Raw genomic sequence first — 16,372 nt, forward strand, 5'->3', positions numbered from 1 at the left:
ATAATTAACTCATAAGAAAAATGTACCCCAATGAAAGTGAGCTAGATCAGTAAATTTTCTTTAGGAAGATTCACAAAAACCGAAGCATTTAGCTTCGGTTTGATGTGTAGACAAAATCGCTTGTCGAAGTGAAGATTGTTTATTGTTGCTTATTAGATAATTGTAACTCAGCTAATTCGATTGCCCTTTTAACCATGTTGCCGGCATCCTTCGCTCGAATGCCTCCCCAGCCTTCTTTTTGAACGACGTCGTAGAAACCAAGATCTTTTGCAAGTTCCTCTTTAAAGCTCTGTGACATTATACCTCTTTTTCTTCTACCCAAAAAAAGCAACCCCCTTTTTCCACTTCGACATTGTTAGTATGTGTAAATCTGTTTAATTTCATGAATAATAAAAAGAAAAGGGACAGTAGAAAATTCTACTGCCCATTCGCCATCAGTCCACTTGTATGGTCATCACAGAAAAACAATTCAACTGTTTCTGTTAAAATATCTGCATAACTAAAAGATAAGCGTTCAAATGCGTTCTCTTCTTGATCTAATTGTACCACGAATATGGATGGATATGTTTCTGCTAATACACCGGAACGTTCTACAGTCTTTCTACGTCCGCTGTTTGCTTTCAATGTAAGTCGTTGTCCAACATGACTATCTAAAGTATCCTTTATTTCAGATAATTTTTTTGCCATTTCATACCACCTCACTATGACAAGTATACCATCTTATGTAAACTAAGTCAAAAAAGATAAAATTATACCAACGATACAGGTTACCTGTCAATATTTTTTTGCAACACCCGATTATTATTTGTGAAAATCAGAAAATTTATGTATGAGAATAAAAAAAAGATTTTCTACATACGAGTTCTCTCGCTAATGTAGAAAATCTTTTCCTTACTCCTCTTCCATCGATTGGAAAGGTAGCCCTGTTCTTAAAATTCCTTTTGTTTCTACTCCGCCTAGTCCCTTTTCACCTGTAATTGTATTACGAACTACTTCATAAACATTTACTCGATCCATAAATGATGTGAAGCTTATCTTTCCAACAACATAAACGGGATCTAATGCATGTATGTTTACCCTAGTTGGTGAGCTTGCAAAGTTTGCTCCTGCGCGTATAATCGCTTCAAAGTGAGATTGACATGCCCCAGCAAAAATTACAAGGTGATCTAAAGACGGAACCTTTTTTCGCGCTTCTTTTACGGCATCGACAAAATATCTTGAATGTCTGTAAGCTTCTATATCAGTAACGACCCCTTTTGCCTTTGTGTATGCATCATGACCAGTTATAACGAGTATATCGGGACGATAATGATCTAAGTAATAACCAATTTTTGTTGGTAATTCTGTTTCCTTACAATAGATTCCCTCAACGGGGACACCCATCTTATTATACATTTCAAGACATTTTTTTAAATAAATTGGATCTCCATCGATGTGAAGTACCCGACCTGGTATTTGAAAAAGATTTACATCTGTTCTATATCCATTTGTTGCTTGAAATCTTCTTTTTTCTTTTTGCTCCAAGGCTTCTCTTTTAAATAGTTTGTAGTTTTCCTCAATTTGAACAGATGATCTTTTACCTTTTTCTCGATACTCTGATTCAATGATTACTCGCAGGTCAGATAAAGGCGCATCAGCAATTAAACGAAAATCGTCACCATATAAAACAGCAATGACTTCATCCCCGATTTGTTTTACCTCCACTACTCGAAAAACTAGGTCATATTTATAAGATGCTCTTTCTACTATATCCCCTACATTAATATTCACATGCCTTCCCCTCCAAAATTGCTTAAGTACACTACGAGTTCGCTCTCTTTTTTTAGATTATGTATGGACAAAAAAAAGGGTGAAAAGAAGGTTTATTGAACTTTTGTAGGGCAACAGAACTAAAATAAAGTAGCAAAAAAAAAGATGATTACAAACTAGTTGGTAAACTAGCTTATAATCATCTCTTTGTTATTTTACTTTTACTTGTTTATATAGACTATTACTTAATGTTGCAAATTCTTGAATTGATAAAGTTTCTCCTCTTCTTGTTCCCTCAATACCTGCCTCTAGAAGACAAGCTTCAAGTATTGCTTTATCCTTTTTAAGATGAGAAAAGTTATTTAATAAATTATTATTTAATGTTTTTCGTCTTTGAGCAAAGCTCGCTCTAACTACTTCAAAAAAGAATGATTCATCAATTACCTCTGCTGCTGGTTCTTCACGTTTTACTAGCTTTATAACAGCAGAATCAACATTTGGCTGTGGCATAAAGACTGTTCTAGGTACAGTCATAACAGTTGAAGCATGTGTATAAAACTGTATTGCGATTGATAGTGAACCATAATCCTTTGTTCCCGGCTTAGCGGAGATACGGTCAGCCACTTCTTTTTGTAACATACAAACAATGCCTCTGATTGGTAAACCTTCTGTTAATAGCTTCATGATAATTGGTGTCGTTACATAATAAGGCAAGTTAGCGACTACCATTATATCTAACTCATTCGGCAAATACTCATTAATCGCTTTTTCAACATCTGCCTTTAATACGTCTTCATTAACGATTTGTATATTATCATATGGTGAAAGTGTATCTTCTAAGATTGGGATTAGTCTATTATCAATTTCAAAAGCTAATACTTTCTTAGCACGCTTAGCAATTTGCTCAGTTAATGCTCCAATTCCCGGTCCAATTTCAATTGCACAACTTTCTTCAGTTAAATCTGCATAACTTACAATGTTTTCTAGTATATTTGTATCAATTAAGAAATTTTGACCAAAGCTTTTTTTAAAGAAGAAATCGTACTTGGCTAATATTTCTTTCGTTCGACTAGGTGTCGCGATATCCTTCATTATTTTTCCTCCATTAAAACTTTTTTTACTGCTTGCCCAAATTCATCTTTTGAGATTTGAAACATTTGCAGTCTTTTCTCTAGTTGCTTACCGTTTGTATAACCTATATTAAGAATTTTACCAAGTTTATCTCGTCTTTCACTTGAAGAGGGATGTCCAATTAATCCGGCATCTATTAAATCTTCCTTTGTAATTTCAGATTCAACTTCGATAAATTCCTGCTTAACATGAATTAAAGCATTTCGAATAGATTCTCTAGTAGCATGCTCGATTCCTAATCCTTTTTTACCTGAACGAACAGCTTCTTCCTTTGGTAAAAACGCATGCTTACATCCTGGTACATGTTCTTTAATAATCGAGCGAATACGTTGTCCAGGATAATCAGGATCTGTAAATACGATAACTCCTCGAGTCTCCTGAGCATGCTTTATTAATTTTAAAGTATCCTTATTTATAGCAGAACCACTTGTTTCAATTGTATCTGCATCCACAGCTCTTTTAATTGCCGCCGTATCATCTTTACCTTCAACAACAATGATTTCTTTAATTTTCATTTGTTCCTCCAACCAATACAAGTATATGTAATCATACCATAAGGATAATAAAACTTCATACTCTCTTAAAAGTAGTATAAAAAAAAGCAGAAGGACTTATCCTTCTACTTTCATTCAAACAACGATCTATTTTAAAAATATTAACTAATAATACGAATTTTTACAGTACGACGCCCAAAATCAAAACAATCGTCTTTTGTAGGCATTAGAATATCGATTCTTCTACCTTTAATTGCTCCACCTGTATCACCAGCAATAGCAACACCATATCCTTCAACCCAAACTTTAGATCCTAAAGGAATCACTTTTGGATCAACTGCAATCAGTTTTGTGTTAGGATTTTTACGAACATTAATACCTAAAGCTGTTACACCAGACATCCCAGCATCGTAAGGTGAATATGCAGTTGCTTCAACGTACATTTCTTTTACCTTACTACTTGATTTTGGAGCACTAGATTTTACTAATGCACTTGATGTTGGTACAGACTTTGTTCCAACTGCAACTACTCGATCAACTGGTTCTTTTAAAATAGTTTCATCTACTAGCGTTTTAGAAACTACCTTACCATTTTCTTTAATCAATTCAAAGTTACGTTTAACAAGCCCTTTTACACCTTCTGAAATGACCGAAGATTCATCCTTATACATAGAAGAATCTTTTTGCTCTTTTTCTTTAAAATCTACAGGCTCTTCCACCACATCGTTGACTTTTTCGACACGGATAACTCGAACTGTATCATTTTGTTTGATCATTTCGCCGGCACCTGGTTCAACTCGGTCAAATTCGTTTAATGTAATGTTCTGCTTTTCTAAAAAGTCAGCGACAGTAGTCGAAGTTGCAAATACTTTTTTAGAAACTCCTCCGTCATTTAATACCATAGGGAATGCTTTTTCGTAAGATACCTTACCATTTTCCTCTAACGGTGTTGACAGTGCAGGCATTATAACATCATCAGGATTGATCTTAATATTTTGTTCCTTTAATAATTCCTTTACCGTTTGAGCAGTTGTCATAATGACTTTTTCCTGCCCATCGATCGTAAGTTTAACAGGTTTCGCTAAATGAACTGTAATATCCATATCATCTGATATTTTCGTTTTGGCTGACGGATATATTTCATCTGCATTCGTAATATTAATATTTTGTTCTTTTAATAATTCAGCCACAGTATTTGCATGTGTTTGAATAACCTGTTCCTTCCCGTCTACCTCAAGAGTTACTTGTTCTTTAAGTCCCTCATATGCTCCTGTACCTACTGATCCAGTGAAAACTAAAGCTCCTGCAAGTTGTACTGCTAGTTTTTTACTACTCCCAAGTCTAGAAAGTAACCTATTCGCGTCTATCACGATTTTACTCCTCCTTTTCGCCTGAGAAAAAAGATTGACTAGCTCCAAACCTATTAACTAGTGCTTCTACTCTACTGAATGTATGTTTACTAGATTTAGAAGTAGAAGAGTTTTCTTTCGACAAATTCTTCAACTCTTCATACGTGAACTGTGACGAATATTATGTATTCGTACTAGTTCATGATATCATTTGTTAATCTGAAAAATATTACACGCATTTTCGAAAGTTCGTTTTTGAACTTCCTCAACTGATATGTTTTTTAAACGTGCAATTTCATCAGCAACAAGTGATACATAGCTAGGTTCGTTTCTTTTTCCTCTATACGGATGTGGTGTTAAGTATGGACAATCCGTTTCGATTAATAGATTTTCTAACGGAATCTCTGTCGCAACTTCTTTTGGTTTTTTTGCATTCTTAAATGTAACTGGTCCTCCTAATGAAATATAGAAGTTCATTTTAATACATTCTTTTGCAGTTTCCACACTTCCGCCGAAGCAGTGCATGATGCCACCTACTTCAGATGCATTTTCTTCTTTTAAAATGGTTACAATGTCTTCTGTTGCGTCTCGATTGTGAATGACAATCGGTAGTCCGCATTCTTTCGCTAATTGAATTTGTTTGCGAAATACTTCTTTTTGGATTTCCTTTGGAGATTTATCCCAGTAGTAATCTAATCCAGTTTCACCAATTGCTACTACTTTAGGATGTTTTGATAATTCCTTAATCCATTCAAAATCTTCATCAGTTGCGTCAATTGCATCAACTGGATGCCAGCCAATAGCTGCATAAAGAAAATCATACTTCTCAATTAATTCCATAGCTTTCGTAATTGTTGGTCGATCAAAGCCAACAACTACTTGATGAACAACTCCTGCTTCAAGAGCTCTACTTATTACTTCTTCAAGGTCTTCTTTGTATTGATCTGCATTTAAATGTACATGTGTATCAAAAAGCATTTTTACTTCCCCTTTGCTCATCTGAGATTTAGTCTAGCATACCGTAAAATTTCTTACCTAACGCACAGTTAACAATTCCGTTACAAAAAGAAACAGTCAAAATTAAGCAATTTCTAATTAATTTTTAAAGATGTTTTAAATTAATTCCATGTTATATCAAGACTTTCTTGTTTTTTGAAACAAAATTCTGATAATATTTTTAGTTTACTATTGTAATCAATCTGTAATATTTTCTTCATATAGTGACATTTTTTAACAATAACTTGTTAATACCTGCCATAAATCAACAATTTATTATCATTTTTGTGATTCTTATGATATTTTTACAATTTTCTGCACAATACAACAATTATTTCAGTAAAATAAATCAAAAAAGAAAAGTATTTCATGTTAGTTTTTACACGAAATACTTTTCTTAGTAACTTTATTTAATAATAGTACCGTTTGGTAATGATTGATCAATTGTTGCTAGTGATAGTTTACCTTCAATACTTCCTGCAAGGATCATCCCTTCGGATAATTCCCCTCTAAGCTTTACAGGTTTTAAATTCGTTACGCAGATCACTTTTCTACCAATTAAGTCTTCTGGTTTATAGTATTCCGCTATACCTGATACAACTTGTCTTGATTCATTTCCTAAATCTAATTGAAGTTTTAGAAGTTTTTTTGCTCCTTTTACTGCACCAGCTTCTTTTACTTCAGCTACCTTTAGTTGAACTTTAAAGAAATCATCAATTGTAATTTCAGGAACAGTTTCTTCGACTTTCTCTTCTACCACTGGTTTTACAGTACTTTGCATTTGTTCTTTAATATATGCAACTTCAACCTCTGTCTCTAAACGTGGGAAAATCGGTTCACCCTTTTGTACTCTCGTATCCTCTTGGATTGCTCCAAACTTATTTAGGCTATCCCATGAAAGAATCTTTTCATCAACGAGTCCTAACTGATTGAAAATTTTTGCTGGCGTCTGAGTTAAGAAAGGTTTTAATAAAATCCCCACTTGACGTAAAGATTCAGCTAAATGCGCCATTACCGATGCTAGTTCTTGTACACGGCTTTCGTCCTTAGCAAGTACCCACGGCTGTGTCTCATCAATATATTTGTTTGTACGACTAACGAACTGCCAAATATTTGTTAATGCAACTGAAAATTCCATATTTTCCATTGCTGCTTCCACAGTTTCCTTCGTGTTCTTTGCCATTTGTTGAAGGTTTTCATCAAAATCTGTTACTGTGCCGTTAACTGCAGGAATATTACCATCAAAGTATTTTTGGATCATTGCAATTGTTCGATTTAATAAATTTCCTAGATCATTTGCTAAATCAAAATTAATACGGTCAACGAATCCTTCTGGCGTAAAAATACCATCTGATCCAAAAGGAACTTCACGTAATAAATAGTATCTCAGAGCATCTAAACCATATCGTTCGATTAATACTACTGGATCTACAACATTTCCTTTTGATTTACTCATCTTGCCGTCTTTCATTAATAACCATCCGTGAGCAAAGACCTTTTTAGGTAATGGTAAGTCTAATGCCATTAACATAATCGGCCAATAAATCGTGTGGAAACGTACAATTTCTTTACCAACTAAATGAACATTCGCTGGCCAATATTTTTTATAGTTTTCTTCATTATCTGAACCATAACCTAAAGCCGTAATATAGTTAGATAAAGCGTCAATCCAAACATAAATTACATGTTTAGCATTGCCAGGTACCTTTACACCCCAGTCGAATGAAGTACGTGAGACAGCTAGATCCTCTAAGCCTGGTTTAATGAAATTGTTAATCATTTCATTTTTTCTTGATTCAGGTTGAATAAATTCTGGGTTTTCTTCATAATACTTCAGTAATCGGTCAGCATATTTACTCATTTTAAAGAAATATGACTCTTCTTTAACTAGCTCTACTGGATGGCCGCTGTCAGGACTTTTTCCACCAATAATTTTTCCTTCTTCATTATATAGAGGATCAACAATTTGTGTTTCAGTATAATATGTTTCATCCGGTACTGAATACCAACCCTCATACTCGTCCAAATAAATATCACCTTGATCAAGTAATTGCTTGAAAATCTTTTCAACAATTTCTTTATGTCTATTTTCTGTTGTACGGATAAAGTCATCATATGAAATATCTAATTTTGTCCATAATTCCTTAATTCCTACAACAATATCATCTAAGTATTTTTGAGGCGAGACATTTAATTCCTCAGCTTTACGTTGAATTTTTTGACCATGTTCATCTGTACCCGTTAAATAAAAAACATCAAAACCTTGAAGTCTTTTATATCTAGCCATTGCATCCCCAGCAACAGTCGTATAAGCATGACCTATATGTAATTTTCCGCTCGGATAATATATTGGGGTTGTAATATAAAAAGTTTTATTACTCATTGACCAAAAATCCTCCTTCAAAAATTCTAAATATTGACACTAAATTATTCGCATGATTTTGCATTTCATTATAAAATGAAAAATGAGTTATCTGCATATCCCCATCTACTATTACAACTTCATACTTATTTTATAAGTTAAATTTTACACAATAGTAACATCTATTTCTATTATTTCTCGTAAATATACATACATTTTCTCTTTAATTAACCCATATTGGCATAGTAACACTATGTATCTCTGTTTTTTGGACTACATAGCACATTTATTTTCATAAAAACTTTATACTAGGAGGATTAATTATGAAATCTACAGGAATTGTCCGTAAGGTAGACGAGCTTGGCCGTGTAGTCATTCCAATTGAACTTAGAAGAACACTAAATATCACTGAAAGAGACACACTTGAAATATTTGTTCAGGATGATCGAATTATCCTAAAAAAGTATGAACCAAATATGACTTGTATGATGACGGGAGAAATTTCTCAAAATAATCTTGAGGTTGCTGATGGCAAAATTGTTTTAAGTAAAAAAGGCGCAGAGCTTCTAAAATTCGAGATTGAACAATTTATAGCTGATAATAATTAAATTGAAGAGGCTGCCTATTTTAATTGCATTCTCTAAATAAAAGCAAGTAAAAAATGAATAGAGAATAACAAATAAAAAGACAGCCTAACTTCATTTTTAATCCTTATTAAATTTCGTGATATTCCGCATAGACGTCCCTTTTATTTAATGAACGATCCTTCGCAACAAGTTTTATTGCATCTTTACTTTTTTCATTTTTTTCATTTATGTACCAATCGACATGTTGGTTAATTGATAGTTCCTGCCACCAACACTCCTCATTGTTTTTCACATCTTCTTCAGATGCCCCTTCTAAAACAACTACAAACTCTCCACGTACTTCTTCATTCGTTGCCCAGTCTATTGCATCACTAACTGTCCCACGTAAAAACTCTTCGAACTTCTTTGTTAATTCTCTACAAAGTACAATTTGTCTGTCACCTAATACTTCAAGAATAACGTGTAACGTTTCTTTTAAACGGTGTGGAGACTCATATAAAATGACTGTACTACGTTGTCCCTTTAACGGTTCTAATTGCTTCTTCTTATCTTTCTTTTGACGTGACAAGAATCCTATGTATAAAAACGAATCAGTAGGCAGTCCAGATGATATTAAAGATGTTAAGGCAGCATTTGCACCTGGCAAAGGAACGACAGAAATACCTTCTTCTAAACAAAGTTTTACAAGCTCATAACCTGGGTCATTTATACATGGCATTCCTGCATCACTTACTAATCCAACTTTTAATCCTCGTTTCAAGTCTTCTACAAGCTTTAATCCTGCTTTTTCTTTATTATGCTCATGATAACTCACTAATGGCGTTTGTATTTCGAAGTGATTACACAGCTTTTTCGTGTTACGAGTATCCTCCGCCGCAATATAATCTACTTCTTTTAGTATTCGTACCGCTCTAAACGTCATATCTTCTAAGTTACCAATAGGGGTTGGTATTAAATAAAGACAGCCTAATTCCTCATTTAAGAAGCTCTTTTGACTTTTAATCATTACCAGTTCCTCCTCTCATATATCGTTCTTTGTTTTCTCTTGATAATTGCTTAAAAGCGTATTCCGCTTGCATCGCTTCTCTTTTGGTTGGGTACTCCTCAAAAAATATACAATTTACAGGTGTCCTACCCCTTGTATATTTTGCACCCTTTCCATCGTTGTGTTGTTTTACTCTACGTTCAATATTTGTTGTATATCCTGCATAGAAAGTTGTATCTGAACATTCTAGCACGTATAAATAGTGTTTATGATCTTCCATATAGAATTTCCTTTAACTCAGCCGTATACTCGTTATTTTCCTCATATACGTAGATAGGAGGCAAAATTTTAAGGTCAGCCTTCCCACCTTTAATACCTTCAATTAGAAGTGTATTTGCTTCCTTACCCATTTTTGGATAAACAAACTGAATTCTTTTCGGCTCAATACCATGTTTGCGCATTGTTGTAACAATATCCAACATACGCCCTGGACGATGAACCATCGCCAATTTTCCACCATGCTTTAAAAGTTGTTTACTTGCATTGATTACTTCTTCTAAATTCGTTTTAATCTCATGTCTCGCTATTGCATAATGCTCATTCATATTCTGTTCAGAAGTGGGAATATCTTGAAAGTATGGTGGATTACACGTAACAACATCTACAAATTCTCTACCTATTTTATCTGGTGCATTTTTTAAATCGTCATGAATCATTGATATTTTTTCATCTAACTTGTTGTATTCAACGCTTCTTTTAGCCATATCATACAGTCGCTCTTGTATTTCTACACCGAATATATTTGCTTTAGATCTTCGGTGAAGCATCAATGGAATAACTCCATTTCCAGAGCATAAATCAACAATTGTACCTTTTTGGATCGGGACATATGTAAAATTGGATAAAAGAACTGCATCTAATGAAAATGAAAAAACGGATGGACTTTGAATAATCCTCATATCATCGGTTAATAAGTAATCTAAGCGTTCGTCACCTTTAAGCATAATTAGTTCCTTTCAAATTCATACCAATATTATCTTTTAGCATTGCCTAATTGTATAACAATTAACTAGCAATGCATAAAAAGAAGCTATTCCATTTGGAACCTGCGCGCTTTACCTTTTTAAACAGCTTATTTAAAAGCTGTTTTCTAAAAAGGTAATCGCTCGCTTCTTCCGGAATAGCCTACCATTACTTTACTTTTTATCAAAGAAGGATAAACAAAACAGACAGTCCTCACCATGACGTACGCTTCCATAATGTAGATTACAAATATGGAAACCTTCTTGGTACAATCTTGCTAAATTATCATAGCCTTCCCCAAGATCCTTATCCTTTTGTACCTTTTTCTTCTTTGAGTCTTTTATTTGTTCTTTTTCTTCTATACGTTTATTTAGACCTAATCTTTCTCGTAAGTGATCATTCTCAATTTTCGTATAGTGATTTTCTTCTAGTAGCTCAGCGATATATTGTTTTAAATCACTAAGCTGTGTTGATAAATCTTGAATTTGTTCTTCCATATTGGAAAGAGATAAGAATATATTCTTCTTGTCCAATCTTACCACCTCTTAATCTGTGGTTTGTATTGACACGACTCCCTCGTGAATTAAATCATCTAGGGTATACTCCACAACGCGTTCTTTTTTGATCAATTCTACCTGAATAACTCGTTCTAAGATGTTCAATCCTATTACTCTTCCAGGACCTTCTGCTGTCTTGATGATATCCTCTAAGTCTGGAAGTTGTTCTTTTGCAGCCTCATACTCGTCATTTTCATATTTTAAGCAGCACATTAATCGGCCACAAAGTCCTGAAATTTTCGCCGGGTTAAGAGAAAGGTTTTGATCTTTAGCCATTTTAATGGATACTGGTTCAAAATCACCTAAGAACGTTGAACAACATAACATTCTACCGCAAGGCCCAATCCCACCGAGCATTTTAGCTTCATCACGTACTCCTATTTGTCTTAATTCTATTCGAGTACGGAATACTGCAGCTAAATCCTTTACTAATTCCCTAAAGTCTATTCTACCATCTGCTGTAAAATAAAAGATGACTTTATTTCGGTCAAATGTATATTCGACATCAACTAATTTCATATCTAGTTCATGTTGCATAACTTTACTAGAACAAACTTCATAAGCTTCTTTAGCTGATTGTTTATTCTCTTCAACAATCATACGATCATGCTCATCAGCTAATCGCATGACTTTTTTTAACGGAAGGACTACGTCATTTTCTCCGACCTTTTTATTCGGTACAACTACTTTTCCAAATTCAATCCCTCTCACCGTCTCAACGATGACAAAAGTATCTTTAGGGATTGCTAATCCATTTGGGTCGAAATAATAGATTTTACCAGCTTTTTTAAAACGTACTCCGACTACTTCGTACACAATCTACAATCCCTCCTGTAGCTCTATTATCATTTGCTCTAAAACCATTAACATATTTGCGTTTGATGTTAATCGCTTTTTAGCAAAAAGGATGATTTCTAAACAAGTGGTTACTTTCTCTAATGAAATACGATTTAATGCTTGTCTCATTAATGGTTCTTCATTTTTAAAAACAACATTTTGATCTTGCTCAGCATATATATATAGCATATCTTTAAAGGCTAATACAAGCATATCAAGCATCATTTGTAACTGTTCCTTCGTATCAAAATGACGAGAAACATTTTGTTGTATGACTAGAAGACTATCTTTTTTTGTTGTTAATAATGCTTCATATAATTCTATCACTAAATCTCTAGCTTGTGCAAACCATTCTTCTTCAGCAATTTGAAGTGCAACTGCCTCACTATTTGTTAATCTTGCTAATAATGGTACTAAGTTTGATTGGAGCTCTATATTAACTAGATGTTCTTCAAAGTATTTTGTTGGTAATGGATTAAAATGGATTGATTGACAGCGAGATTGTATCGTTGGCAAAATTTGTTGTACTTGTTCAGTTAATAAAAATGCAGTTGTAATCGAGACCGGTTCTTCCAAAAATTTCAATAAAGAATTAGCTGCATTTGTCGTCATTCGATCAGCATGGTCTATTATATAAATTTTTCGATTCGATTCAACAGCTGTTTTAGAGAATTCTTCTTGTAATTGTTGAATTTGATGTTTCTTTATTGAGGCTTCTTCCGGCTCAATTACATAAACATTTGGGTGATTACCCGAATCGACACGCTTACAATTACGACAAGTTCCACAAGGTGTAGCGCCACTTACATTCTCACATAGTAATACTTTTGTGTAGTATAATGCAAGTTCGCGTTTACCAGTTCCTCTTGGGCCTTCAAATAAGTAAGCATGAGCTACCCTGTTCTTAATTACTGCATTTTTTAACATTTTTGTGGCAACTGGTTGACGCTCGCTTAGTTTCTCCCAAGATGTTTTCATGTTTACACCTACTCATATCTATAAATTAATCAATGATATTTTTAAATTGGATCGTTTTTTTTTAATCGTTTTACCAATTACTTCAGGCTAACTTTTAGCCTACAATTTTCTATTGATGCAAGTAATTTTTAGTTAAGTTCCGAATAGATTCCTACTTCTATTATACCAGTTCCGTCATGTTATTGTTCATGTAATCAAGTTTTGTATATAATTAAATTTCTTCTATTTTTTCTAAAATCACTTTCAATGTATCATTAAATACTTGAGCGACCTCGTTTGATGCATCAATTCGTTTAAAGCGCCATGGCTCTCTCTTCATAATTTCGGCATATCCACTTTGAACTTTTAAATGAAAATCTAGTTCTTCTAAATCAAGTCGATTGATTTCTCTCTCATCTGCTTGGTGAACTCTATTTAACCCAACTTTAGGGTCTAACTCAAAGTAAATTGTTAAATCGGGCATTAATCCATCGATTGCAAATTGATTGATATTATAAATTTCATCTATTCCAATCCCTCTACCGACACCTTGATATGCAAGCGAGCTATCTACAAATCGATCACACAACACAATTTTTCCTTCTGCCAATGCAGGGATTACTTTCTCTGCTAAATGCTGTCTCCTTGCTGCAGCATAAAGTAGCGCCTCCGTACGCTTGTCCATTTCAATATTCTCTGTGTCTAATATAATATTTCTTATACTTTCAGCGATCCGTATCCCACCTGGTTCTCGAGTGGATATAAAATTTACACTTCTTTTACGAAGTTCTTCTGATATCATATTTATAATTGTTGTTTTCCCTGCACCCTCTGGTCCTTCGAATGTTATGAATAAAGATTTCAAGTGTGTTTCCTCCTAAATCAATACTTCAATTTGTAAATTTTTATCTTCAATCAAATTTTGAATCGTCATTCCATATTGATATACATCATGAATATAATCAACATGCTTAGTAGTAACTAGTTCACCCTTTAGTAAAATAGGAATTCCTGGTGGATAAGGCACTATATTTTCTGCAGAGATTTCTCCTACCGAATCTGCCAAATCTTTTACCAACTTCCTCTTTTTCTTTAAGTCAGCGTAACTATGTAAAACTGTACTCGTGAAGTTAGGTATATTAAGCTTAGGTTGTTTATTTTCAATATAAGTCATAGATTCAGTTGCTTTTTTTATACGATTAACAAGGTCATTAAAATCCATTCTTTCATCTAGCGGAAGGATGAACAGCACATGTCCCCAATCTGATAGTTCAGAATAGACTCCCTCATTTTCAAATATTTCCTGTAATTGCTTACCGGTATGACCTTTTTTACTTTTTACGATTACTTTTAGTAAATCTTGTGTATAGTTTATTCGACTTGATGTAACAGTTTGTATACTAGATAAATCATTAACTTCTTTAATAAATTCGGCAATTTTCTTTTGAAGTATTTTCACCTTATCGTGAGAAAATGTTTCGACAAAACTCCTTGCGTAATCTAAGGAAGCCATAATTGGATAAGAGGGACTGCTGCTTTGTAGCATTCTCAGCATTTCTCTTACTTTATCTTTGCAAACAAATTTTGATTTTATATGTAAATAAGAACCCATTGTCATTGCAGGCAAAGTTTTATGCGCTGATTGTATGACAATATCGGCACCCATAGAGAGTGCATCATTTGGAAAGGGATCCCCGATTATAAAATGTGTTCCATGAGCCTCATCCACGATTGTTGGGATCTCCATACTATGAGCGAACTCAATTATATTTTTTAAATTCTGAGACATTCCATAGTAATTAGGATTGGTTAAAATGATTGCTTTTGCTTTCGGATAATTTTTTATTACATTTATAGATTCCTCACTGTTTACCCCAAGTGGCTGTCCTAACTCTTCATCAATATCTAATGGTAAGAATATAGGTCTTGCTCCAGCAAGTAAAAGACCATGAAAAATTGACTTATGACAATTGAGTTGTACTAATACTTCGTCATTTTCACCACATAACGCTAAAATTGCAGCTAGGTTACCCACAGTTGAGCCATTTACTAAAAAGAAACTTTCTTCTGCTTTGTATACGTTCGCTAACAATTTTTGAGCCTCACTAATCACCTCTGAAGGGTAATGTAAGTCATCTAAGCCATTTAATTCTGTCACATCATAATTTAATATATTTGGTAATCCTAATTCATTTATAAAATTGTGCTTTCCATTTTTATGACCTGGAACATGTAGAGATATTGTTTCTTGATTTACAAACTGTTTCAGTGCATTTAGTAATGGCATTTTATTCATCAATAACTCTTCCTTTAATTTACGCAATTTATTTGTATGTATCGTTATACTAGTATATTTTTTAGTTAGGTTTTAATTTAACCATTCCAAACATACTTTTCAACATTTTAATACAACTACCTAATTCAAAATCCAATATTTTATAGACAATATAAAAACCGATTATATTTACAAGTTCTCTCCATTACTTAAAGGTCCAGTCACATTAAGGAGTGACAAAACAGTAATAAATTATGGCAGAGGTACCTGTATATAAAATCGGTCCTTCACTTTATATCTTATTTTAACTTACAAAAACTTATTAGACTACTACTATTAGTCTATTACGCTTATGCTAATCTCTAATTCGCAATTTCTTCTTTCACCGTACTAATACATCTTAACTTCTCTACAAAGGAATTGTATATAGGTGCGTCTGTTTCAGTTTTTACGATTTTCTTTTCACACTCTTCACATACAAATGCTTCTATAATATGAATGCCATGTTCCTTTTTCTCTTCACAAACTATACATTTTGATAAACCATTCACCTTTATTCCTCCTCTAAGTGTTTTTCCAGTGTAATTTACGATTGATTAAACAATTTCGTTTATTATTTAGTTTTGCAAATTAAAAACTTTTTATACAATTTAAGGCCTATTTTTTTGTAATATATGAAAATAGTTCTAATTTTGTGCTCTCTATTTTAAATATTTTTTTCTAACATGATACTACTTTCCTGCTTTGATCTTATTTTTGTTCCTTCTAACTACTAAAAAAGGACTACAAAAATTTGTAGTCTCTGACTCTAATTACTCGCCAAACGCTTGTTTTCTTGATTACTTCGCCTGCCTGTGCTGTGCTCTATATATAAGTAAACCCAGTACCTCAAAAGAACTGCTACTTAAAGCAAATGCCTTTAAGTGAAGTACTAGTGAAATTAGCTTTGATTAAATACATTGGTCAAGTTTTAAATTATTTAACTTTGGTTCTTTAATTTTTTTATTTACATACACAAAAAAACATCAGCCTAATAGCTGATGTTTTTCTTTACCAGGCGACGTTCTACT

18 protein-coding genes are annotated in these 16,372 nt (G+C 33.4%); 1 reads left to right on the top strand and 17 read right to left on the bottom strand.

What is annotated here, in order from left to right; all coding sequences use genetic code 11:
- Positions 1-139: 139 nt before the first annotated feature.
- From COE53_RS09650 to metG, 8 genes are all read right to left on the bottom strand, one after another.
- On the bottom strand, positions 140-298 hold the full coding sequence (locus tag COE53_RS09650; protein ID WP_069033981.1) for a small, acid-soluble spore protein, alpha/beta type: 159 nt from the start codon (positions 296-298) through the stop codon (positions 140-142).
- Between the two features lie 119 nt (positions 299-417).
- Positions 418-687, bottom strand: coding sequence for a biofilm formation stimulator Veg (gene veg, locus COE53_RS09655; protein WP_069033953.1), 270 nt, complete (start codon positions 685-687; stop codon positions 418-420).
- Between the two features lie 204 nt (positions 688-891).
- Complete coding sequence (gene yabG / locus COE53_RS09660; protein WP_069033952.1) at positions 892-1,770, bottom strand: sporulation peptidase YabG; 879 nt, start codon at positions 1,768-1,770, stop codon at positions 892-894.
- Positions 1,771-1,959: 189 nt separating this feature from the next.
- Positions 1,960-2,841 carry a 16S rRNA (adenine(1518)-N(6)/adenine(1519)-N(6))-dimethyltransferase RsmA gene (gene rsmA, locus COE53_RS09665; protein WP_069033951.1) on the bottom strand — a complete coding sequence of 294 codons (882 nt, stop codon included), beginning with the start codon at positions 2,839-2,841 and terminating at the stop codon, positions 1,960-1,962.
- Positions 2,841-3,395 (bottom strand): ribonuclease M5, encoded by a 555-nt coding sequence (gene rnmV, locus COE53_RS09670; RefSeq protein WP_056474503.1) that lies wholly within the window; start codon positions 3,393-3,395, stop codon positions 2,841-2,843. The genes rsmA and rnmV overlap by 1 nt, the downstream gene beginning before the upstream one ends.
- Before the next feature lie 140 nt (positions 3,396-3,535).
- Positions 3,536-4,744, bottom strand: coding sequence for a resuscitation-promoting factor (locus tag COE53_RS09675; RefSeq protein ID WP_069033949.1), 1,209 nt, complete (start codon positions 4,742-4,744; stop codon positions 3,536-3,538).
- A 186-nt stretch (positions 4,745-4,930) separates the two neighbouring features.
- A complete protein-coding gene (locus COE53_RS09680) occupies positions 4,931-5,701 on the bottom strand; it encodes a TatD family hydrolase (RefSeq protein ID WP_069033948.1) in 771 nt (256 codons plus the stop codon).
- A 424-nt stretch (positions 5,702-6,125) separates the two neighbouring features.
- Positions 6,126-8,102, bottom strand: a complete 1,977-nt coding sequence (metG, locus tag COE53_RS09685; RefSeq protein WP_069033947.1) for a methionine--tRNA ligase — start codon at positions 8,100-8,102, stop codon at positions 6,126-6,128.
- Between the two features lie 302 nt (positions 8,103-8,404).
- On the opposite strand from metG, the gene COE53_RS09690 reads away from it, so the two are divergent.
- Positions 8,405-8,689: a transition state genes transcriptional regulator AbrB gene (locus tag COE53_RS09690; RefSeq protein ID WP_069033946.1), complete on the top strand. Its 285-nt coding sequence runs from the start codon at positions 8,405-8,407 to the stop codon at positions 8,687-8,689.
- Positions 8,690-8,795: 106 nt separating this feature from the next.
- Here COE53_RS09690 and rsmI read toward each other — a convergent pair whose 3' ends face one another.
- The 9 genes from rsmI to COE53_RS09735 all read right to left on the bottom strand — a co-directional run bounded on the left by rsmI (position 8,796) and on the right by COE53_RS09735 (position 15,853).
- Positions 8,796-9,671 (bottom strand): 16S rRNA (cytidine(1402)-2'-O)-methyltransferase, encoded by an 876-nt coding sequence (gene rsmI, locus COE53_RS09695; protein ID WP_091024816.1) that lies wholly within the window; start codon positions 9,669-9,671, stop codon positions 8,796-8,798.
- Positions 9,667-9,933 (bottom strand): GIY-YIG nuclease family protein, encoded by a 267-nt coding sequence (locus COE53_RS09700; protein WP_069033944.1) that lies wholly within the window; start codon positions 9,931-9,933, stop codon positions 9,667-9,669. Before COE53_RS09700 ends, rsmI begins: the two co-directional genes overlap by 5 nt.
- Positions 9,920-10,660: a tRNA1(Val) (adenine(37)-N6)-methyltransferase gene (locus COE53_RS09705; RefSeq protein WP_069033943.1), complete on the bottom strand. Its 741-nt coding sequence runs from the start codon at positions 10,658-10,660 to the stop codon at positions 9,920-9,922. The genes COE53_RS09700 and COE53_RS09705 overlap by 14 nt, the downstream gene beginning before the upstream one ends.
- Positions 10,661-10,849: 189 nt before the next feature.
- On the bottom strand, positions 10,850-11,209 hold the full coding sequence (gene yabA / locus COE53_RS09710) for a DNA replication initiation control protein YabA (protein WP_069033942.1): 360 nt from the start codon (positions 11,207-11,209) through the stop codon (positions 10,850-10,852).
- A gap of 12 nt (positions 11,210-11,221) precedes the next feature.
- On the bottom strand, positions 11,222-12,049 hold the full coding sequence (locus tag COE53_RS09715) for a PSP1 domain-containing protein (RefSeq protein WP_069033941.1): 828 nt from the start codon (positions 12,047-12,049) through the stop codon (positions 11,222-11,224).
- A 3-nt stretch (positions 12,050-12,052) separates the two neighbouring features.
- A complete protein-coding gene (gene holB / locus COE53_RS09720; RefSeq protein WP_069033940.1) occupies positions 12,053-13,048 on the bottom strand; it encodes a DNA polymerase III subunit delta' in 996 nt (331 codons plus the stop codon).
- 211 nt (positions 13,049-13,259) lie between these two features.
- Positions 13,260-13,892 carry a dTMP kinase gene (gene tmk, locus COE53_RS09725; protein WP_069033939.1) on the bottom strand — a complete coding sequence of 211 codons (633 nt, stop codon included), beginning with the start codon at positions 13,890-13,892 and terminating at the stop codon, positions 13,260-13,262.
- 12 nt (positions 13,893-13,904) lie between these two features.
- Positions 13,905-15,323: an aminotransferase class I/II-fold pyridoxal phosphate-dependent enzyme gene (locus COE53_RS09730; protein WP_069033938.1), complete on the bottom strand. Its 1,419-nt coding sequence runs from the start codon at positions 15,321-15,323 to the stop codon at positions 13,905-13,907.
- 341 nt (positions 15,324-15,664) lie between these two features.
- Entirely contained in the window at positions 15,665-15,853 is a 189-nt protein-coding gene (locus COE53_RS09735) for a sigma factor G inhibitor Gin (RefSeq protein WP_248267553.1), read from the bottom strand.
- Positions 15,854-16,372: the final 519 nt, after the last annotated feature.

The organism is Bacillus sp. AFS029533 (genome assembly GCF_002585125.1).
Lineage (GTDB): Bacteria > Bacillota > Bacilli > Bacillales > Bacillaceae_G > Gottfriedia > Gottfriedia luciferensis_B.